The following is a 20,064-nucleotide window of genomic DNA, read 5'->3' on the forward strand; positions in this document are numbered from 1 at the left end:
GCCGACACCCACCCCGACTCCGACTCCGGTCCCACCGCCCCCAGTCGCGAAACCCGCGCCGGTCGGACCGATCCTGTTGCGCGGCGGTGGCACTCTGCCGCCGCCTAACGACGTGCCATTGACTGTCCACTAAGGACTGATTGGCCGAAGTGCCGAGCGGCGGTCCATGATCCGCCGCTCGGTGATCGCACGCCTTGGCACCGTCCCTCGTTGACCCCGCACGTCCGTCGCCGACCGCCTCCGCGCCTGCTCCCGGCGCGGCTCCTCCGCGCGCTCGGCGGACCCGGACCTTCCGAAGTCCGCACGCCACTTGACGTTGTCCTCCCGCGCCGCCCCGGATCCTTTGCCCGGCGGCGGTCCGGGCTGGCGCAATGGCCAGGGTACGGACCGAGGACCGGAACCGCCGAACAGCAAGCCGCAGGAGGAATTCCTGATGCGTACCGAACAAACCCGGCAGGTGGCGGAGAAGTACTTCTCCAGCCTCGAGAACGGAGACCTCGACGCGGCGCTGGCGCTGCTCGCCCCCGACGTCGAGTTCGACCTGCCCCAGGACGACTGGAACCGGGTCATCCCCTATCTCGGGCAGCACCGCGGGGTCGAGGAGGTGAAGAGCGCGTTCGCCGTGCGCGCGGAGACCACCGAAGTGCTGGACTACGCGATGCGCGGGCTGCGCGCCGACGGCGACACCGCGTTCGCCACCATCTACACCAAGGCCGCGCACACCAGGACCGGCAAGGAGTTCGAGATCCTCGACTCGCACGAGCTGGTCGTCGACGAGCACGGCCGGATCGCGAGGTGGAAGGTCTACTTCGACCCCAACGGCGAGATCGCCGCCTTCACTTCGGACGCGAACGAGCGGCTGATCGCGGCGTGCTGGAACGGCGACCGCACGACGGCTTCCGAGGTGCTCGACTTCGGCGCGGACGTCAACCGCCGGGACCCGGCGAGCGGGCTGACCGCGTTGATGATCGCCGCCGGCCGCGCCGATGCGCCGCTGACCGATCTGCTCCTCGCACGAGGCGCGGACGTGTTCGCCACGGACAGCGCGGCGGGCGCGACCGCACTGCACAAGGCCTGCCAGGGCGGGAGTCTCGACGTGGTGCGGTCGCTGGTCAGGGCAGGCGCGTTCGTCGACGCGGTCGTGCCCACTACCGGGCACACCCCGTTGATGGACGCTCTCTGGTTCAAGTTCCCGGAGGTCGCGAAGTACCTGCTCGACGCCGGTGCGGGGCTGAACCTCAACACGCACTACGGATTCTCGCTCAAGGAGCACTTCGCCTACGAGCTGAACGTGAACACCATCGGCAAGGACCGGTTGCTGCTCGCCGAAAAGTACCTCAACGAACGCATCGCCTCCGATGAAAAGAAGACGGCCGAGCAACGGCTGATGGCGGCGGTCGACGCGGGCGACGCCGACGCGGTGCGCACGCTGCTCGCGGACGGCGCCGAGGTCGACGAAGTGTTCCCGCGCCTCGGCGGGTTCAACGACGGGCACACCCCGCTGCTGGTCGCGGCCCGCGACGGGCACACCGAGATCGCCCGGCTGCTGCTTGCCGCCGGCGCGGACGTGAACGCCACCGAGCCGACGTTCGGCGCCGTGCCCCTGCACAAGTCCGTCTACAACGGACACGTCGAGCTGACGAAAATGATCGCCGGCCAGCCCGGGGTGAACCTCGATTTCCAAGGCGCCACCAACGGATACACCCCGCTGCACGACGCGCTCTGGCACGGCTACGAGGAATGCGCCCGGGCCGTCGTCGACGCGGGCGCCCGGCTCGATCTGGCCGGGCACGACGGAAAAACCCCGTTCGACCTCGCGGCCGAGGTGTTCGGGGACGAGCACCCGCTGACCGCTGCCATCCGCGCGAAGTCCTGACCGAGGAGACCCCGATGCTTTTCTACGTACAGATGAAATGGCGCCACGAGGGCCGGATCACGCTCGACGAACTGTGGGAACTCGAGCAGGAGGAGGCCGAGCACGCGCAGGAGACCGTGGACTCCGGTTTCTGCGTCGGCATCTGGAAGGTAGCCGCGCAGAAGCGGGTCATCGCGATCATCGACTCGCCCGACGCGGAGGAACTCGACCGCACCGCGCTGGGCAGGCTGCCGATGCGCGAGTACCTGGAGTTCGAGCAAGTGTGGCCGCTGCGCGACTACCTCGGGTTCGCCGAGGACGTCCGGAAGCGTTACCAGGTCTGAGGATCCGCCCGACAGGAGGACAGGGAGCGTCATGATTCACCAGCTCATCTTCGCCGCGCCGAAGCCAGGGATGACCGAACAGGAGTTCCAGGACTACTGGCTCGACGTGCACGCGGTCGAGTTCGCGAGCAAGATCCCGCAGATTCGCAAGTACCTGATCGACAAGCGGATCCCCTTCCCCGGCGAGGATCCCGACGCCGCGCCGCTGTGGAGCGGCGTCGCGGAGATCTGGCTGGAGAACGAACAGGAGCAGCTGGCCTCGCTGCAGACCGACGAGTTCCTGCAGGGCGCGCGGCTGGACGAGCCGAACTGGGCGGCGTTCTGGCGCACCGTCGTGCTGGACACCGACGCGCACGTGGTGCGCGAAGGCTCCCAGCCGGCCGGAGTCAAGATGATCATGCTGGCGAAACGCAAGGAAGGGTTGCCGCTCAAGGAATTCCGCGAGCGCAGCCTCGGCGGGCACGCCAAGCTGATGGCGGAGGTGCCGGGGCTTCGGCGGTACCTGCAGGGGTTCACCAAAGACGGCTACTACCGCATCGGCGAGGCCTTGCTCGACGCCGCGTACCAGCTGTACTTCGAAGACACGGCCGCCGTGGCCGCCGCGCTCGAGTCGCCGGAGTTCGCGCGCGCGACGGAGGACCTGGAAGCGATCGTCGAGCCCAGGTACGTCCACCGGCTGCTGTTCACCGAGCACTGGGTCATCGGACCGCAGGCCCGCTGACATGGGGAGCCGCAACGCCGAGACAGTGAAGACGTTCCTCCGGCTGCTGGAGGAACGGAACATCGACGACTGGATGGAGCTGTGGGCCGACGAAGGCGCGCAGTACTACCCCTTCGGCACCGAGATGTTCCCCCGGCACCTCGTCGGCAAGGCCGCCATCTACGACAGATGGAAGGGCATGCCGTCCATGTTCGACAGCCTGAGTTTCCCGATCAGGGAGACCTGGGAGGCCGGCGACACGGTGCTCGCCAGGTTCGACTCGGCGTGCGTGCTCGCCGGCGGGAGGCGTTACCGCAACACCTACCTCGGCATCTTCAAGTTCGACGACGCGGGCCTGCTCCGGGAGTACTGGGAGTACTTCGACCCGATCGTCGCCGGGGTGGAGTTCGGCATCGCGGCCGTGGCGTACGCCCCGCGGCAGACCTGACGCGGGAACAACCGGATCGGCCCGGGCGGCGACGGCGCCCGGGCCGATCCCCGTTTCGAGGAGCGAAAGATGACCAGCGACCCCACGATTTCCGCCGCACAGGCCCGCCGCGTCGTCGACGAAGCGGTCGCCCGCGCCGAGGAACTGGGCGCACGGGTGTGCGTGGCCGTCGTCGACAACGGCGGCAGTCTCAAGGCACTGCACCGGATGGACGGCGCCACGTTCGCCACCGTCGACCTGGCCGTCGACAAGGCCGCCACCGCGGCGGGGTACGGCATGTCCACCCAGTCGCTCGCCGAGTTCGCGTCGGCGGACCCGGCCGTCCTCGCCGGGCTGTCCAACCGGCCCGGCTTCTCCCTGCTGCCCGGAGCCCTTCCCGTCGAACAGGACGGCGCGGTCGCGGGTGCCGTCGGCGTCTCGGGCAGCAGCCGGGGAGAGGACGAACCCATCGCAGCGGCAGGCATCGCCGCGCTGAAAGCGGGATGAGCCCCAGCCCGAAGACCAGCTGCGGACCGGCCGGAGGACTCTCCTCCGGCCGGTTCACGTTGCCCGGTCGCTTCTCTCTGCTGCCCGGCCACCCGTCGCGGCGGCAGGCATCACCGCGCTGAAGCAGCAGCGAACACGGAGACGAACGACGAACCGGCCGGAGGACTCTCCTCCGGCCGGTTCGCGTTCCGCGGTCACACTTCCGTCAGCGACCCGGCGTCGACCAGATAGTTGGCGCCCGTCACCCGGGACGCCCGGTCCGAGGCCAGGAACACGACGACGTTCGCGACGTCCTCCGGGGTGCTCTCCCCCGCCAGCGGCGCGCTTTCCAGCGCCACCAGCATCTTCCGGACCTCGGCCGGGTCCTGGCCGGTGTCGCCCGCGATGGCTCCGACCACGCCGTCGATGCTCGGCGTCTTGGTGAGGCCCGGAGAGACGCTGTTGACGCGGACGCCGCGGGGCGCCACCTCGGCCGCGAGTCCCTTGGCGTAGTTGGCGAGCGCCGCCTTGGCCGCGGTGTAGTGCAGCAGCGGAGGGATCGGCCTGCGGGCGGAGTTCGAGACGATCTCGACGATCGAGCCGGAACCCCGCTCGAGCATGCCGGGGAGCACGGCGCGGTCGAGGCGCACCGCGGCGAGGTAGTGCGTCTGCATGACCGAGACCCACAGCTCGTCGGGGATCGAGGCGATGCCGTTGATGTAGGGCCGCGCCCCGCTTTCGGTCCCGCCCGCGTTGTTCACCAGGATGTCGATCCCGCCGAGCACCGAGAGCGCCTCGCCCGCGGCGTACTGCACGCCGTCGAGGGTGCTGAGATCGGCACGCACCAGGGTCGCCTCGGGCGGCAGGTGGGGCGCCGGGTTTCGCGCCAGGGTCACGACGGAGGCGCCTTCCTCGAGGAACCGTTCGACGATGCCGAGGCCGATCCCCCGCGTCCCGCCGGTGATCAAGGCACGCTTTCCCTTGAGCTCGCCAGACATGGTGCACCTTTCCTTGTTGGTTCGGCGGCGCGGTCTCAGTCGGCCGCCGGGGTGACGGCCCGGTCGGATCTGGCCGCGGTGCCGGACGCCGCCGAGGGCGGCTTCAGGAATCCGGTGGCCCATCCGACCGGCACGGTGACGGCGCAGATGATCAGGCCGGTGACGCTGATGGCGGTCAGCCCGCTGCCGGTCAGCGTGATGCCGCCGACGAGCGCGCCGACGGCGATGCCCGCGTTGAGCGCCGACGCGGGCAGCGAGGCGGCGAGGTCGCTGCCGGGGCCGGCCAGCGCCGTCACCCGGTACTGGACCGACGGCACGGCCGCGAATCCGGCGAGGCCCCATACGCCCAGCACCACCGCGGTCAGCACCGGAACGGAGCCGACGAAGGTGAGCACGCCGAGGGCGGCCACCAGGGCGAGACCGCAGACCGCCATGGTCAGCGTCGCGTTCCAGTCGGCGAGCTTGCCGCCGACGAAGGTGCCGAGCGCGTTGGCGACGCCGAACACCAGGAGGAAGACGCTGACCATGCCGCCGGAGATGCCGGTGACCTCGCCGAGGTAGGGCTCCAGATAGGTCAGCACCGCGAACTGGCCCGCGAACAGCAGGACCGCGAAGCCGAGCACCGCGACCACCCGGGGGTGCAGCGCGTGGCGGACCTGCGAGCGGAACCCGGTCGCCGCGGACGCCCGGACCTTCGGCACGAACACCAGCATCGCGACCAGGACGAGGATCCCGACTCCGACGATGCCGAAGAACCCGCCCCGCCAGCCGACCAGCTGCCCGACGAGCGTGCCGAGCGGGACGCCGAACGCGGTGGAGACCGCGAACCCGCCGATCACCACCGACATGGCCCGGCCCATCCGCTCGGGGGGCACGACGCCGATGCCGATCGTGATGGCGACGGCGACCACCAGTCCCTGCAGCGCGCCGGTCAGCACGCGGGCGGCCAGGAGCAGGGTGAAGTCGGAGCTGAGCGCGATCACGGCGGTCACCGCGACGTAGGCAGCCATCGCCGACAGCAGGACGAGCCGTCTGCTGGCCCGGACGGTGACCGCGGTGAGGAGGGGGCCGCCGATCGCCTGGCCCAGGGCGTAGGCGGTGACCAGGCCGCCGGTGGTGCTGATCGTCACCCCGGAGTCCTCGGCGATGAGATTCAGCACGCCGACGACGAGGAGTTCGGCGCTGCCCATCGTGAAGGTCCCGAGGAACAGGATCAGGAGCACCAAGCTCCCCCGGGATCGAGTCAGGTCCGGCCTCATCGGGGAACTCATTTCCTTTCCGCCTTCTTTCTTGGTTTCGCGCGGACGGCGAGGACGCCTTCCTGCGTCGAGGAGATCAAGCCCGGCCCCGGCGCGACAAGCCGATCCGGGAATCGCGGCCGTACTCTGGCAACTCTTTTCCCCGGCCCCGACCTCACTGAGTGCGGCCGGCGTTCTGGCCGCGCCGCGCCCGGCGTACCTACGGTGAACCGTTATGATTCAAAAGACCTCGCGGCTGCCGTCCTTGACGGGAATGCGGTTCATTGCGGCGGTGCTGGTTTTCGTCACGCACGTCGCGGCCGGGAAACTGTTCTCGGATGCCAGCCTCAGCGACTTCCTCAACGCCTATCTGAGCAGGACCGGCTATCTCGGGGTGAGCTTTTTCTTCGTGCTCAGCGGGTTCATCCTGACCTGGACGGCCAGGCCGGACGACACCGCGGCCCGGTTCTGGCGCAGGCGGTTCGTGAAGATCTATCCCAACCACTTCGTCACCTGGCTCGCCGGGCTGCTGCTGATGGTCTGGGCCGGAGCCGCCGTCACCACGGGCGACACGGTGCCGAGCCTGTTCCTCGTGCAGAGCTGGTCCCCGGACTTCGGCGTGCTCATGGGCACGAACGGCCCGAGCTGGTCACTGGCCTGCGAACTGCTGTTCTATCTGTCCTTCCCCCTGCTCCTGCCGTTGCTGCGCAAGATCCCCGCCGCGCGGCTGTGGATCGCCGCGGCGGTCGTCGCGGCCGCGGTCTGGCTGGTGCCGCTGATCTCCCAGCTCGGCCCGGACGCTCCGCTGTCGCCGTTCCAGCCGGTTTCGTGGTGGAAGTACTGGTTCACCTACTTCATGCCCGCGTCGCGGCTCTTCGAATTCGTCATGGGCATCGTGATGGCCCTCATCGTCCAAAAAGGACGGTGGATCGGCATGAAGAGGACGACCGCGTTCCTTCTCCTCGGGGTCGCTTACGCGCTGCAGGTCGCGCTCCCGGATTCGTGGGGGCTGGTTGCCCCGGTGGTCCTGCCGCTCGGACTCGCCGTCGCCGCGGGCGCCGTCGCGGACACGACCGGGCAGCGTTCGGTCTTCGCGAGCAAAACGATGGTGTGGCTCGGCGAGGTGTCCTTCGCGTTCTACCTCGTCCACATCCTGGTTTTCGACTACGGGCCGATCGGGCTGGCGACCCATCCCGACGCCGAGCATGCGCGCGCCACACCGGTGTCGATCGGGCTGATCGTCCTCACCTTCGGCCTGTCTCTCCTGTTCGGCTGGCTTCTGTACACCTTCGTCGAACGCCCGATGATGCGGTTCAGCCGCCCGAAGAAGAAACCGCCCGCGCCGGTGGCCGTGACGGTCGTCGCGACACCAGATCCCTTGGCGGGCGGCAAGCAGCAGTGAAACCCCGCCCCGTGCGCCCGGCCGGGCGCACGGGGCGTCAGCGGGAGGAGATGCGCCGGATGCCGAACCAGGTGATCACGCCGCCGGTCAGGAACAGGCAGGCGCAGATCAGCATCGAAACGGCGAATCCGCGGTCGAGCGCGGCCGGGTCCCGGGTGAGGACCTGCGGAAGGCCGGAGAGCGCGGGCAGCGCGGCCACCACGACGAGACCCGCGATGCGAGCGACGCCGTTGTTCACCGCGCTCGCGATGCCGACTCGCTGTTCGGGCACCGCGCCGAGCACGGCCGTGCTGATGGCCGGCGTGATCATCGCGATGCCGACGCCGATGAGCGCGACCGTCGGGAGAACATCGAGGAGGTACCCCGCGCCGGGCGCGATGCGAAGGGCGAGCAGCAGCGCGGCCACGCAGCACAGCGAACCGGCCGACACCAGCGTCCGCGAACCGATCTTGGCCGTGAGCGCCCCGGCGCGGGCGGACAACAGGAGCACCAGGACCGTGGCCGGCAGCAGCGCGAGCCCAGTGCCGAGCGGGGTGTACCCGACGGCGACCTGCAGCTGGATCGGCAGCAGGAAGAACAGTCCGGCCACCGCGCCGTACACGCAGAAAGACGCGAGGTTCGCCGCGGAGAACTCACGGGACGAGAATAGTTCGAGCGGCAGCATCGGAGCGCGTCGGCGGCGCTCGACCTGAATGAAGGCGCCGAACGCGGCCACGCCGGCCACCGCGCTCACGACTACCGGCCAGCTGGCGCTGGACGCCTCGGTGAGCGCGTAAGTCGCACCGCCGAGCCCGGCCGCGGCAAGCAGTCCCCCGGCGAGATCGAACCCGCGGGTCTGCTCCGCGGCACGGCTTTCCGGCACGTACCGGATCAGCAGCACGGCCACGACCAGCGCGATGGGGACGTTGACGTAGAACGCGGCGCGCCAGCTCGCGACGTCCACCAGCCAGCCGCCGACCAGCGGCCCGGCCGCCCCGGCGACGCCGCTCAGCCCGGACCACGCACCGACGGCCCTGGCCCGGTCGCCGGACCGGAAGGCCTCTTGGACCAGCGCGAGCGAACCCGGGACGAGCAGCGCGCCGCCGATGCCTTGCAACGCCCGCGCGCCGATGAGCCACGCGACGTTCGGCGCGGCCCCGCACAGCAACGACGCGACGGCGAACCACGCCAGCCCGACCAGGTAGATCCGCCGCCGCCCGAAGCGGTCGCCCAGCGCGCCGCCGAGCAGGATGAACCCGGACAGCGTGAGCGTGAACGCGTTGACCGCCCACTGCAGCCCGCTCAGCGAGGCGTCCAGATCCTCCCCCACCGCGGGCAGCGCCACGTTGACCACCGTGGTCTCCAGCAGGACCAGACCGGCGCCTAGGGCCGTCGCGATCATCACCCACCGCCCGGCGGGCGAGGAAAGCCGGAGCGCGCCGGACGTTGCGACACTCACTGCAACACACCTCCCCGAGGTCGAAAACATCGACGCTACCCGGCATCCGCGAAAGCGGGAAAAGAACGGCCGTACTCCGTCAAGTCCAGTTTCGGCGGCCCGTCAAATCACGGAGTGCTGCCCGCTGTATTGCCGCCGCGAGCCGGTTCCGAGGACCATTTATCCGAGAGGACCATGTATTTTGGAGGGCCATATGTCACTCGCCACGTCCTTGTCCGCGACGACAGCAGAAATGGTGCGCGAGTTGCGGGCGAAAATGCGCGGCACCGTTCTGGTGGAATCGGACCCGGAATATGCCGGAGCCCGGAAGATCTGGAACGGCGCGGTGGACCGCAAACCCGCGGCGATCGCGCGCTGCCTCGACGACCGCGACGTCGTGGCGGCGGTGTGCGCCGCCCGGCGGCACGGCTCGGCGCTCTCGGTGCTGGGCGGCGGGCACGACTGGGCAGGCCGCGCGCTGCGGGACGGCGGCCTGCTGATCGACCTGACCGCGATGCGCGAGGTCCGGGTGGACGAGCTGTCGTGGACGGCGTTCGTGCAGGGCGCGGCCCGGGCGGGCGACGTGCTGGCCGCGGCCCGCCCGTACGGCCTCGCGCCGGTGACCGGCGTGATCAACAAGGTGGGCCTGACCGGCCTCACGCTCGGCGGCGGCTACGGCGTGCTGGGCGGCCGCTACGGCCTGGCCAGCGACAACCTGATCAGCGCGGACGTGGTGCTGGCCGACGGAAGGAAAGTCACCGCGAGCGCGACCGAGCACCCGGACCTGTACTGGGCGCTGCGGGGCGGCGGCGGCAACTTCGGCGTGGTGACCGAAGCGCACTTCCAGCTGCACCCGGTGTCCGCGGTGCAGGCCGGCCTGCTCGTCTTCCCGCTGGACCAGGCGAAGCGGGTGCTGCGCGGCTACCAGGACCTGATCGGCGAGGCCCCGGACGACCTGACGGTGATGGCGGGCTTCTTCAGCGGGCCGGACGGCGAGCCCGTGCTGTTCCTGCTCCCGGTGTGGTGCGGGGACGAGCAGCGGGCCGAACCGTGGCTGGCGAGGCTGCGGGGCCTCGGCGAACCGGTGGCCGGCGAGCTGACGTCGATGGCCTACCCGGACGTGCTGAGCCTCTTCGACGAGAGCATCGTGGACGGCAGGCACAACGAGATGCGCACCCGCTGGGTCGCCGGCCTGACGGACGAGATCATCGACGTCATCGTGGCTGCGATGTCGAAAGTGGCCTCTCCGCTGACGGGCCTGTTCCTGCACAACTTCCACGGCGCGGCGGCCGAGGTCGCTCCGGAGGACACCGCCTTCGCGCTGCGCAGGGACCACCTGCTGGTGGAGATCTGCGCCTCGTGGGAATCCGCCGCGGACGACGACGGCGCCGCTCACCGCCACTGGGCAAGGGACTTGTCCGCCGACCTGGCACGCCACGCGCTCCCCGGCGGCTACCCCAACTTGCTGGGCACGGACGAACCCGAACGCGTGACAGTGGCGTTCGGCCCCAACGCGCCGCGGCTGCTGGAGGTCGCCGCCCGCTACGACCCGGACGGCGTGTTCAACGCGGTCGCCTCCCTCCGCCCGGAACCTCCGGCGGCCGCCCCTTCCACCACGGTGGAAACCATCCGGTTCAAGCTCCGCGACGGCGTGTGCGACGCCGACTTCCGCACGCTGAACCGGCAGGTGCAGGACGAGTACCTGGCGCGCCGGCCGGGGTTCCTGTCCCGGCAGACGTCCCGGAACGCGGACGGCGAGTACCTGGTCGTCGTGCACTGGGCGAGCAAAGAGGACGCCCGCGCGACGATGGGGACGTTCTTCGCCGCGCCGGAGTCGCAAGGCTTTCTCGGGGCGGTGGACAAGAGCACCGTCGCGTCGGGCAGCTACGCGCTGGTCCAGGGTCCCCGCCCGGCTGGATAGCGCCCGCGGAAACCGGCCCTTCTTCTTGGCAAGCCAGGAAGAAGGGCCGGTTTCGTGGAGCAGGTCCGCCTCACTGGGCGGACGCGGGCAAGTACCGCAACCCGGCGACGGAAACCAGCACGAGCGACGCGACCCCGGCGATCAAGACCCCGGTGGCCCCGAGCAACCCGATCTGCGTGGTGGCGAACCCGGCGGCCACCGTGGGCGCCACCGTCCCGAGGTAGGCGACGATATTGGTGGCGGCGACCAGTTCCCCGAGCCGTTCCGGCGGGGCGAGCGCGCTGGCCAGCCGGAACGCCGCCATGTTCGAGCAGCCCCACCCGAAGCCCAGCACCACCGTGCCCAGCAGGAACGCCGACTGCGACCCGGCGAGCAGCGAAGCCTGCACGCCGACGAGTCCCGCCAGTTGCGCGACGGCCCCGGCCGCCAGCTGCGGCCGGGGCGCCATCCGATGACAACCCACCTGCGCCAAGGCCGCGCTGCCCGCCAGCACGGCGATCACCGTCCCGCCGAGCGCCCGGCTGGGACTGCCCAGCACAGCGGCGGCCACCGACGGGCCCAGCGCCATGTACAGCCCGCCGACCGCCCACACGGCGACGATCGTCGACGACAGCACCGTGAACGCGCGGCGGGCCGACGAAGGCACGTGAATCCGCCGAGGCGCCAGCCGGAACTGGCGGCACAGCGAGCCCGCCCCGCACGGCGCGGTCTCCGGAACGAGCACGACGAAGAGACCGGAGACGACCAGCAGCCCGAGCAGGATCGCGTACGGCAGCCGGGTCGGCCAGGGGCCGTACTCCACCAGCAGCCCGGACCCGAGCGCACCGGCGCCGATGCCGATGATCGGCGTCACGCTGCCGCTCAGCACTCCCCGCCAGCGCGCCCCGGCGGGAGCCAGTTCGAGCAGCGCGGCCGCCAGCGCCGAGGCCCCGATGCCGCCGCCGAAGCCTTGCACCGCGCGTGCGGCGATCAGCCCCGGAAGTCCCTGCGCGAACAGGAACACCACTGTCGCGACGGACACCGCGCCGACCGCCAGCAGGATCACCGGGCGGCGGCCGACGAGGTCGGACAGCGAGCCGAACAGCAGCATGCTCACCAGCACCGACACGCAGTACACCCCGAAAACCACGGTGACCGTCGAGTCGTCGAATCGCCATTCTTTCTGGTACACCACATAGATCGGGGACGGCACCGTCGACGCCGCGGACAGCAGCACCGCCACGAACCCGACGAGAACGGACGACGCGCGGCGGGACAGCACAGGGGCGTCCGGAGCCGGGCGCCTGCTGACAATCGTCATGGGAGTCCTTTGCCTGGGAAAGGAAAGAGGCGGCCGCGGTGGGCTCGCGGCCGCCTCGTCGCCGAGGTGTCAGAGACGGAACAGCCCCGGGTCCTCGACCACGACGTCGAGCAGCACCGGGCCGTCGGCGGCGAGCGCCTTCTTCAGCGAGTCGCGCAGCCCGTCCGGCGAGGTGATCCGTTCCGCCGCGCAGCCGAAGCCCTTCGCCAGCTGCGCCATGTCCACATTGGACAGATCCCAGCCGGTGTGCCACGACTCCTGGTCGGCCAGGTAGTACTTCAGCGACAGGTAGCCGGAGTTGTTCGGGATCACGAACGTCACCGGCAGGCGGTGCCGCGCCGCGGTCCACATCGCGTGCAGCGTGTACTGCGCGGACCCCTCCCCCACGACCACCACGGCACGGCGGTCCGGGCGGGCGAGCGCGTAGCCCACCGCGCCGGCGAACGGGAACCCGAGCGCGCCGCTCGCGGTCGCGAAGTACCCGTTGGACGGGCCGAGCGGGATCTGCTCGTGGAAATCGGCCCGGGCGATCGGGAGTTCCTCGAAGAGGACGGCGTCCTCCGGCAGTTCCTCCGACAGCAGGTGGAAGAGATACGCCTGGGTGAGCGGCTCCGACCGCTGCGGGACCGGGTAGGTCTGCTTCGGCACCGTCGCCGCCGCCCCGTCGCGCTGGCGCACCAGCGTGACCAGCTGCTTGACCACCTGCCCGGGCGGGCACACGTAGACCGCGTCCGCCATCGACCAGGACGCCGCCTCCGGGTCGTCGGTGACGTGCAGGAACCGGGTCCCCTCCGGCAGCGCGGGCGGCGCGCTGGAGTCCGGCTCGGCGTCCGCGGTGGAGAAGAGGTCGGCCGTCGTGAAGAGCGTGAACGCCGGGCTCCCGAGAATGGCGACGACGTCGTGCTGCCCGAGCTTTTCCGAGATCAGCTCCGGAATGGGCGGCAGCACGCCGGCGAACTGCGGGTGGTTCTCCGGGAAGCTGGCGCGCGGCCACACCGGGCTCCCCCACACGGTGGCGCCCAGCTTCTCGGCCAGCCGCACGAGGTCGTAGCGGGCGCCCTGCGCGTCGATCGCCGGGCCCGCGACCAGCGCCGGCCGCTCGGCCGCGTTCAGCTCGCCGGCCACCTTCGCCAGCACCGCCGGGTTCGGCACCACTGCCTGCTCCACCGTCGGAACCTTCACCGGCGGCCCGGCGGGCCGCACCCAGTCGTCCTCGGGCACCGCGACGAACGTCGGGCCCTGCGGATGCTGCTTGGCGATGTTGTACGCCTTGGCCAGCAGCGCGGGGACGTCCTGCGGGCGGGCGGGCTCCGCGGCCCACTTGATGTAGGGCTGCGGGAGCTGGGTGGCGTCCTTCGCGTGCAGGAACGGCTCGCCCTGCAGCAGCTTCCTCGCCTGCTGCCCGCCGAGGATCACCATCGGCGTGTGCGCGCTGGCCGCCGTGTAGACCGAGCCCATCGCGTTGCCGAGCCCCGGCCCGCCGTTGATCATCACCAGCGACGGAGCGCCGGTGGCCTGCGCGTAACCGTCCGCCATGCCGACGACCGAGGCCTCCTGCAGCCCGGTCACGAACCGGAAGTCGGACGGCCACGACTCGAACAGCTTCATCTCGGTATGGCTCGGGTTGCTGAAGATCGTGGTCATCCCGAGTTCTCGGAGAAGGTCCAGCGTCGCGTCCCGAACGGACCTGCTGTTTTTTTCCGTTGCCACGGTTAAAACCCTCCTTCGGGGCGCGAACTAGCGGTTTCTGTCCGAACGCTATCCACGCGGAGATCGGATCGACAGTGCGCGGCCGATGATCCGTCCGACGTCGTTAAGTCCACTGCTTAAAAGCGCGCGATCCGGATATCGGAAGGAATATCAGGCGACTTCTACAAGTGACGGGGAAATGGCAGCGTATCCTTGCCCGGAGCAGGGAGTCCTGTTTGGCTCGACGCTTATCCGGCAAATCCGAGAGGAGTTCGTCGATGAGTACGATCGAGACCATCCGGTTCAAGCTGCGCCCCGGGGTCAGCGAGTCCGCGTTCCGCGCGCTCAACCACGAGGTCGAGACCCGGTACATGGCGCAGCGACCGGGTTTCCGGGCGAGGGAGACCGCGCTGTCCGACGACGGGGAATGGTTCGTCTCCGTGCACTGGGCGACCGCCGAGGACGCCAAGCGCACCGTGGACGCGTTTTTCACCGCGCCCGAAACCCAGAAGTTCTTGGCCGCGGTGGACGTCTCGACCGTGGCCTCGGGCAGCTATCAACTGCTCCCCGGCGAGAACCGGGGAAGGCAGCTGCACATCGTCAACAAATCCGACCTGCCGACGGTGCGCCTCGGCGGAGAGATCATGGCGCGCATTTTCGACGGCAGCGCGCACGGCGACGACATCAATGTCTCCGCTTTCATCGTCGATCTTCCGCCGGGCGCGGGCCCGAAACGGCACACGCACCCGTACGAAGAAGTTTTCATCACCCTCGACGGAAAGGTCGAGCTGGAGGCGGGCGGGCGGGTGCGGACCACCGGGCCGGACGAGATCTGCGTCGTGCCCGCCGACGTTCCGCACACGTTCACCAACGTCGGGACCGAACGCGCGGTGATGGTGAACATCCACGCCAGCCGCAGCGTGGACACCGCCTTTGTGGAGGGCGGGCCGGAGCGGGCGGGCTACGAGTTCAACCACGCGGAAGGATCGTCGGCGGTGTAGCAGAGCCGCTGGCTCATGGCGACGGCGTAGGGGGCGTAGCGGGTGCGCCAGTGCTGGAACACCGGCCACGCCTCCTGTTCGCCGAGTTCCTGCGGCAGGCCGGCGTCGACGGCGACCTTCAGGGTCTGGTCGAAATCGCGTTCCTCCCGGCCCTCCAGACTCACCACCGGCCGCGGCAGCCGGACGCCCACCTGCCGGGCCAGCACGGGAAAACACTCCGCGCCCGCTTTGAGCACCGACCGGGTGCTCGGCGGAGCCCAGTCCGGCGCGACCGACTCGGTGAGCGCCGCGGCGTCCAGGACCAGGACCGCCGCGTGCAGCCAGCACAGGCGGGTGGCCGGGCGGTAGACGGTCAGCGCCGGGTAGCCGGTGTGGGTGGCGAGGATGTCGGCCAGCCAGCCGGTCCACTGCGCGAACAGCCGGTCGAGATGGTCGCGGGAACCGAGCCGCAGGTGCTCGGCCAGCACCTGCTCGGCCTCGGTGGCCATCGCGGCCCGCATCGACATCCGCGCCACGACCAGCTCGCGGCGGCTGTAGGCCGCCGTGACCCGCTGCAGGTGCAGGACGAACGAGGCGAGCACCAGCACCGCCGACGCCCACGCTGCGGCGGCGAGCAGATTTCCCTCGCGCAGCAACAGGAATCCGGTCAGGCCGGACCAGGTGAACGGCACTCCGGCGAGCGCGGGAGCCGTCAGCGCGAAGCCGGCGAGCGTCGAGCCGAACCAGCACGCCGCCGCCAGGTACAGCGAGAGCGGCGCGCACAGGTCCATCACCCGCTCGCCCGCGCCGCGCGGCAGCCGGTGCGCCAGGGCGGCCCCCGCCCGCCAGGTGCCGCTCACGATGGTGCGCATCAGCACCGACGAGCGCCAGCGCGGGACGAACACGGTCCGCAGCACCGACAGCCAGGTCGCCGCCGCGAGCGCGGCGCCGAAGACGAATGCGAGTATTTCGGTCACGTGGCCACCGCCCGCGTCGCAGAGAGAACCTGTCCGGTTTCAGCCTGCCGGAAGATCCGGCGGGCAAACAGAATGAGCTTGTGGTGGTACTCGCAGTTCCAGGCCGCCGCGCGCCGCCGGAGCTCGACGTCCGGGAGGGCTCGCGCCATGCGGTACCGCACCGTTTCCCGCGTTCGCCGGGGTGCGCGTCCAGGCAGGTCGCCCGCGTCGCCCGGCCCGGGCCGCACGCGGAACCGGGGAGCGCTTTCGGGGTGGAACGGCGGAGCCGGCACGGCTCGATTCTTGCCGCGCCGCCGCGGAAGCTGCGAATATCCCGGCCGGATTCCGTGCAGTCACGGATACCTGGTCACCGAAAGCCGCGAGACGTGCACGACGCCAGCGCCCGGGTGGTCGCGGTCGATCACCACCTCTACCGGCAGGTCCGGTCCCGAGAACGCGACCAGGCCCGCGGTCACGCCCCAGGCGCCGAGGCCCGGCACGGCCAGCACGTCGCCGGGCCGCAGCCGGGGCAGCCGGACGGAGCTCGCCCACACGTCGAACGGGGTCTCCTGGGGACCGACGAGGAGAGTGTCCACCGGTTCGCCGGACGGCTGACGGGAAACCAGCTTCGGCGCCAGCGTCCGGCGACGCCTGCCCGCGAACGGGCCGACGTGGTTCACGCCGGACTCCAGCACCGCCGTCTGCCGCCCGTCTGCGACCCGCACGTCGAGCACCGCGGTGACGAGGGCGGCCGCGGAGCCGACGAGTTCGCTGTCCACCTCGAACGAAACGAGCGGCCCGCCGGCGAGCCGGTCCGCAAATCCCGGCGCGAACCCGGTGAACCCGACCCGTTCGACCGTGACGCCCCGCCCGGCCAGCGCCGCCGTCAGCCGGCCGGTCAGGTCGGCCGCGCGGTCGACCTCGCCGTCCGCGCTCACGTGCAGACCGACGACCCGCACTCCGTCGGCGCCCGCGAACCGGGACGGATCGGCGAGCACGGCGTGCGGATCCGCGCCGGTGCGAGCGGATCCGCACGCGTTCACCCGCAGCAGGCAGCGCACCTGTCTTCGGCGCACCGCGGCACACCGGGCGAGCTGCTCGAGCGCGGCAGGCGAGTCGACGGCGAACGTCCGCACGCCGAGTCCCAGCGCCCAGTCGAGGTCCGCGTCCCGTCGCGCGGGGCCGGTGCAGAGGACGTCCCGGCCCCGCCAGCCCGCGACGAGCGCCGCGTCCAGCTCGCCGGACGAGCGCACCGCGGGCAACACTCCGGCGGCGCGGATCTCCCGCAGCAGCTCCGGATGCGGATTCGCCGACAGCGCGTAGTACAGGCTGGCGCGTGCGGGCAGCGCGGCACGCAGCAGCCGATGGCTGGCCCGGAGATCGGCGAGGTCGTAGACGTAGCAGGGCGTGCCCGCCTCGTCCACGACAGACAACAGGTCGGTCACGTCTCGCTCCATCGCCGGACCCGGGCAGCCGACGGCCTTCGGGGGCGGCCGTCGGGCTTCACTCCACCGGCAGGCAGACCGTGAAGCAGGTGTCGCCCGGCACGGACGTCACGCTGATCATGCCGCGGTGCCGGGTGGTCACGATGCCGTGGCTCAGGTGCAAGCCGAGCCCGGTGCCCTTGCCGATGTCCTTGGTCGTGAAGAACGGCTGGAACAGCATGCCGATCGCGTCGGCCGGGATCCCCCGCCCGTCGTCGCGGATTTCCACGACGGCGTAGCGGCCCGCGAGCCGGGTGCCGATCCGCAGCACACCGGCGCCGTCCATCGCGTCGACGGCGTTGTCGACCAGGTTGGACCACACCTGGTTCAGCTCACTCGGGTACGCGGCGACCGGCGGCAGGTCCGGCGCGTAGTCGCGGAGCACCTGGACGTTCCTGAGCCGGGCGGCGTGCATGGACAACGTCGCGTCGAGCCCCTCGGTCAGGTCGACCGCGCGTTCCGGCGCGCGGTCGAGGTTGGTGTAGGCCTTGGTGTCGCGCACCAGGATCGAGATCCGCCCGCTCGTCTCCGCGACGTCGGCGACGAGCGCCTCGGCGCGCAGCCCGTGGGCCAGCCAGGCCACCGCTGCGGGCAGCGCGGGCGTCCGCACCCGTTCCGCGAACCGGTCGAGGTCGCCGGGGCAGACGCCGCCCTCGGCGAGGGCGGCCGCTGCCTCGTCCGCGTCCGGAATCCCGCACCCGGCGAGCACGTCCGCGAGCGCGTCGGTCATCCGGTCCGCGTCCAACGGGCCTAGGGGCCTCTTGGTCTCCCGGGCCCGCGCCGCCAGCTCGCCGAGCCGGGAGTCCTCGTCGTCGGTGGCGAGGCGGCCCCACTGCACGGCCGACACCGCCAGCTCGCGGACCGACTCGCCCAGCTCCCGCGCCGCCTGGACGAGTGCGGCGGTCGGGTTGTTCAGCTCGTGCGCCAGCCCCGCGGCCAGCGCGCCGAGACCGTCGAGCAGCGCCCGCCGTCCGGCCTGCAGCTCGTAGGACCGGATCCGCCACGCCAGCACCGGGAGCAGCACGCGGCACACCTGCGGACAGCGGACGATCATCTCCAGGAACGTCTCCTGGTCGTAGGCGAGCAGCTCGGTGGCGCCGACCGCGGCGCCGCGCGCCACGTAGCCGCCGCCGGCGAGCATCGGCAGCTCGCCGGTGAACTGGTGCGCGGCGACCGGCTTCTCCGGCTCGGCGCCCGGCGTCGCGCCGCTCGGCACCGCCGCGACCGCGTCCGCCGAGTGCCGGGCCACCACCTCGGCCCGGCCGCCGACCATCTTGGAGATCAGCAGCTCGCCCTCGAGCAGCACGTAGAAGTGCTCGGCTCGCTGCCCGTCCTCGAACAGGACCTCGCCGTCGGCCAGTGCCACCGGCTTCCCGGCTGCGGCCAGCCAGCCGAGCTTCTCGTCGGCGAGGCCGGCGAACAGCTCGATCCGCCGCAGCGCGTCGACGGTTTCGGCGCTCGTCCTAGGCATAGGGCCGCATCGCCAGGTCTTCGCGGCTCTCCCGCAGCTCGCGCCCGAGCCGGTACGCGTAGGCGATGGAGGCCAGGGTGACGTGGTGGTGCCAGCCGCGGTAGGAACGGCCCTCGAAGTGCCGCAGGCCGACGTCGTCCTGCATGCGCCCGAGGTGATCGGCCGCCAGGTCGTCCAGCTTCACCAGGTCGATCAGCTGCGGCAGCCGCGCCACGTTCAGGTTGGTCAGCCAGGTCGCCCTCGGCCGGTTCCGCCCGACCGTCCACTGGGCGAGCAGGTGGCGGGCGGGCTGGTGGCGGCGCGCGATCCGGACGTTGCCGTGGGCCTCCGCGTCGCGCGACACCGGCGAGGCGACGAACCGCGTGGTGGCCGCCCGCGCCGCGGTGCGGATCTGCCAGTTCAGGGTCCGGGCCGCCGGACGCACGGCGAGCATCGCCAGCTCGCCCACGGTGCACGCCCGGCCGGAACTCGCGCGGGCCGACGGCGCGGGCACGTGCTGACCGACCCGGAGCAGGTAGCCGAGCCCGCGTTCTTCCAGCGCCCACAGCAACGGCTCGACGTCCTGCTGGTCGGAGACGTCCGCGAGCACCGGTGCCGGGGCGAGCCCCCAGCCCTGCCGCATCTCCTCGACCGCCTCCAGCAGCACGTGCCAGCGGGGCCGGTGCCGTTGCGCCGGCGGCACATGCGCACGGTCGCGGCGCCGCTCGTCGTCGTCCCAGGAACGCGGCAGGAGCAGCCGCCAGTTCACCGGCACGCCCACGGAGCCGCCCGCGAGCATCACGGCGAGGCCGACCTGGCAGTTGAGGGTGCGGCCCGCGGCGGGCACGTACCGGCTGTCCACGCCGACGGAATTCGCGCCGTTCTTGGGGAACACGGCGTCGCGCACGACCCAGGCCCTCGGCGCGATCACCTCGGTCACGTGCTCGGCGAGGTTGCGGCGCACCGGTTCCCACTGCCAGGTGCTCTGGTTGACGAACTGCTGCAGGCACTGGTCGACGCGAGTGCCGACCACGGTGTCGCAGATGCGCCGGATGGACTTGCGCCCGGGGACGGTCACCAGGCCGCGCACGTACACCTCGCCCCACCGTCTCTGGTCCGACCTTGCGAGCGGGGACAGCCTGTCCCGGCAGAACCCGCCCAGGTTCGTGGACTCCTTCAGCACGGAAATCGTTTCGAGACCGATCGACATCGTTACCGTTCTCCCCAGTTGGCCGGCGGTGGCCGCCGAAGGCGTGTTCCCGGCGCCCATCTCCTTCGTGGAGCCGCGCGGCGACCTCCGCCGCGTGCGGCGCGTACCTCGTGCTTTCCTTCTGGAAGACCTCGCGGTTCACTTGCCGTGCGCGTTCCGCCGGCAGACCGGCGAACGGGTCGTTCCCAGGCGCCGCGATCGGCGGGG

At 71.1% G+C, this 20,064-nt stretch carries 17 protein-coding genes; 8 read left to right on the forward strand and 9 right to left on the reverse strand.

The annotated features are described in order from the left end of the window. Positions 1-433: 433 nt before the first annotated feature. The 5 genes from D0D37_RS15355 to D0D37_RS15375 all read left to right on the forward strand — a co-directional run bounded on the left by D0D37_RS15355 (position 434) and on the right by D0D37_RS15375 (position 3,833). Positions 434-1,876 carry an ankyrin repeat domain-containing protein gene (locus D0D37_RS15355; protein ID WP_116201214.1) on the forward strand — a complete coding sequence of 481 codons (1,443 nt, stop codon included), beginning with the start codon at positions 434-436 and terminating at the stop codon, positions 1,874-1,876. 14 nt (positions 1,877-1,890) lie between these two features. After that, positions 1,891-2,199 (forward strand): muconolactone Delta-isomerase family protein, encoded by a 309-nt coding sequence (locus D0D37_RS15360; RefSeq protein WP_116201215.1) that lies wholly within the window; start codon positions 1,891-1,893, stop codon positions 2,197-2,199. Positions 2,200-2,230: 31 nt separating this feature from the next. After that, a complete protein-coding gene (locus tag D0D37_RS15365; protein ID WP_116201216.1) occupies positions 2,231-2,920 on the forward strand; it encodes an EthD domain-containing protein in 690 nt (229 codons plus the stop codon). Between the two features lies 1 nt (position 2,921). Then, positions 2,922-3,347, forward strand: a complete 426-nt coding sequence (locus D0D37_RS15370; RefSeq protein ID WP_116201217.1) for a nuclear transport factor 2 family protein — start codon at positions 2,922-2,924, stop codon at positions 3,345-3,347. Positions 3,348-3,416: 69 nt separating this feature from the next. Then, positions 3,417-3,833, forward strand: coding sequence for a GlcG/HbpS family heme-binding protein (locus tag D0D37_RS15375; protein ID WP_116201218.1), 417 nt, complete (start codon positions 3,417-3,419; stop codon positions 3,831-3,833). Between the two features lie 194 nt (positions 3,834-4,027). Here the strand turns inward: D0D37_RS15375 and D0D37_RS15380 are convergent, their stop codons facing one another. Further along, positions 4,028-4,810, reverse strand: a complete 783-nt coding sequence (locus tag D0D37_RS15380; RefSeq protein WP_116201219.1) for an oxidoreductase — start codon at positions 4,808-4,810, stop codon at positions 4,028-4,030. Positions 4,811-4,845: 35 nt separating this feature from the next. Beyond that, positions 4,846-6,033: an MFS transporter gene (locus D0D37_RS15385; RefSeq protein ID WP_208719964.1), complete on the reverse strand. Its 1,188-nt coding sequence runs from the start codon at positions 6,031-6,033 to the stop codon at positions 4,846-4,848. Positions 6,034-6,283: 250 nt separating this feature from the next. On the opposite strand from D0D37_RS15385, the gene D0D37_RS47410 reads away from it, so the two are divergent. Next, positions 6,284-7,450, forward strand: a complete 1,167-nt coding sequence (locus D0D37_RS47410; RefSeq protein WP_116201221.1) for an acyltransferase family protein — start codon at positions 6,284-6,286, stop codon at positions 7,448-7,450. A gap of 37 nt (positions 7,451-7,487) precedes the next feature. On the opposite strand, the gene D0D37_RS15395 is transcribed toward D0D37_RS47410, so the two are convergent. Further along, complete coding sequence (locus tag D0D37_RS15395; protein WP_244223520.1) at positions 7,488-8,888, reverse strand: MFS transporter; 1,401 nt, start codon at positions 8,886-8,888, stop codon at positions 7,488-7,490. A 193-nt stretch (positions 8,889-9,081) separates the two neighbouring features. On the opposite strand from D0D37_RS15395, the gene D0D37_RS15400 reads away from it, so the two are divergent. After that, positions 9,082-10,788 carry an FAD-binding oxidoreductase gene (locus tag D0D37_RS15400; RefSeq protein WP_208719966.1) on the forward strand — a complete coding sequence of 569 codons (1,707 nt, stop codon included), beginning with the start codon at positions 9,082-9,084 and terminating at the stop codon, positions 10,786-10,788. Positions 10,789-10,858: 70 nt separating this feature from the next. On the opposite strand, the gene D0D37_RS15405 is transcribed toward D0D37_RS15400, so the two are convergent. Together D0D37_RS15405 and mdlC are read right to left on the reverse strand one after the other, a co-directional pair. Beyond that, on the reverse strand, positions 10,859-12,088 hold the full coding sequence (locus D0D37_RS15405; protein ID WP_116201222.1) for an MFS transporter: 1,230 nt from the start codon (positions 12,086-12,088) through the stop codon (positions 10,859-10,861). Between the two features lie 69 nt (positions 12,089-12,157). Continuing rightward, positions 12,158-13,798, reverse strand: coding sequence for a benzoylformate decarboxylase (gene mdlC, locus D0D37_RS15410; protein WP_116201223.1), 1,641 nt, complete (start codon positions 13,796-13,798; stop codon positions 12,158-12,160). 257 nt (positions 13,799-14,055) lie between these two features. Between mdlC and D0D37_RS15415 the strand changes: the two genes are divergently transcribed. Then, entirely contained in the window at positions 14,056-14,778 is a 723-nt protein-coding gene (locus D0D37_RS15415) for a cupin domain-containing protein (RefSeq protein WP_116201224.1), read from the forward strand. Here D0D37_RS15415 and D0D37_RS15420 read toward each other — a convergent pair. The 4 genes from D0D37_RS15420 to D0D37_RS15435 all read right to left on the reverse strand — a co-directional run bounded on the left by D0D37_RS15420 (position 14,739) and on the right by D0D37_RS15435 (position 19,857). After that, positions 14,739-15,734 (reverse strand): hypothetical protein, encoded by a 996-nt coding sequence (locus D0D37_RS15420; protein WP_116201225.1) that lies wholly within the window; start codon positions 15,732-15,734, stop codon positions 14,739-14,741. The two genes, D0D37_RS15415 and D0D37_RS15420, sit on opposite strands and share 40 nt — an antisense overlap. A gap of 332 nt (positions 15,735-16,066) precedes the next feature. Further along, entirely contained in the window at positions 16,067-17,158 is a 1,092-nt protein-coding gene (locus D0D37_RS15425) for a type III PLP-dependent enzyme domain-containing protein (RefSeq protein WP_244223521.1), read from the reverse strand. 58 nt (positions 17,159-17,216) lie between these two features. Further along, positions 17,217-18,668: an ATP-binding protein gene (locus D0D37_RS15430; protein WP_116201227.1), complete on the reverse strand. Its 1,452-nt coding sequence runs from the start codon at positions 18,666-18,668 to the stop codon at positions 17,217-17,219. Beyond that, the gene (locus tag D0D37_RS15435; protein WP_162834250.1) at positions 18,661-19,857 is read right to left on the reverse strand and encodes an IS701 family transposase; all 1,197 of its coding nucleotides are present in this window, start codon (positions 19,855-19,857) and stop codon (positions 18,661-18,663) included. Before D0D37_RS15435 ends, D0D37_RS15430 begins: the two co-directional genes overlap by 8 nt. Positions 19,858-20,064 lie beyond the last annotated feature (207 nt).

The organism is Amycolatopsis circi (assembly GCF_003385235.1).
GTDB classification, from domain to species: Bacteria; Actinomycetota; Actinomycetes; order Mycobacteriales; family Pseudonocardiaceae; genus Amycolatopsis; species Amycolatopsis circi.

Bases quoted from the DNA above. Each gene is read 5' to 3' on its own strand.
- D0D37_RS15355 (WP_116201214.1), top strand. From the start codon at position 434: ATGCGTACCGAACAAACCCGGCAGGTGGCGGAGAAGTACTTCTCCAGC.
- D0D37_RS15360 (WP_116201215.1), top strand. From the start codon at position 1,891: ATGCTTTTCTACGTACAGATGAAATGGCGCCACGAGGGCCGGATCACG.
- D0D37_RS15365 (WP_116201216.1), top strand. From the start codon at position 2,231: ATGATTCACCAGCTCATCTTCGCCGCGCCGAAGCCAGGGATGACCGAA.
- D0D37_RS15370 (WP_116201217.1), top strand. From the start codon at position 2,922: ATGGGGAGCCGCAACGCCGAGACAGTGAAGACGTTCCTCCGGCTGCTG.
- D0D37_RS15375 (WP_116201218.1), top strand. From the start codon at position 3,417: ATGACCAGCGACCCCACGATTTCCGCCGCACAGGCCCGCCGCGTCGTC.
- D0D37_RS15380 (WP_116201219.1), bottom strand. From the start codon at position 4,810: ATGTCTGGCGAGCTCAAGGGAAAGCGTGCCTTGATCACCGGCGGGACG.
- D0D37_RS47410 (WP_116201221.1), top strand. From the start codon at position 6,284: ATGATTCAAAAGACCTCGCGGCTGCCGTCCTTGACGGGAATGCGGTTC.
- D0D37_RS15400 (WP_208719966.1), top strand. From the start codon at position 9,082: ATGTCACTCGCCACGTCCTTGTCCGCGACGACAGCAGAAATGGTGCGC.
- D0D37_RS15405 (WP_116201222.1), bottom strand. From the start codon at position 12,088: ATGACGATTGTCAGCAGGCGCCCGGCTCCGGACGCCCCTGTGCTGTCC.
- D0D37_RS15415 (WP_116201224.1), top strand. From the start codon at position 14,056: ATGAGTACGATCGAGACCATCCGGTTCAAGCTGCGCCCCGGGGTCAGC.
- D0D37_RS15430 (WP_116201227.1), bottom strand. From the start codon at position 18,668: ATGCCTAGGACGAGCGCCGAAACCGTCGACGCGCTGCGGCGGATCGAG.
- D0D37_RS15435 (WP_162834250.1), bottom strand. From the start codon at position 19,857: ATGTCGATCGGTCTCGAAACGATTTCCGTGCTGAAGGAGTCCACGAAC.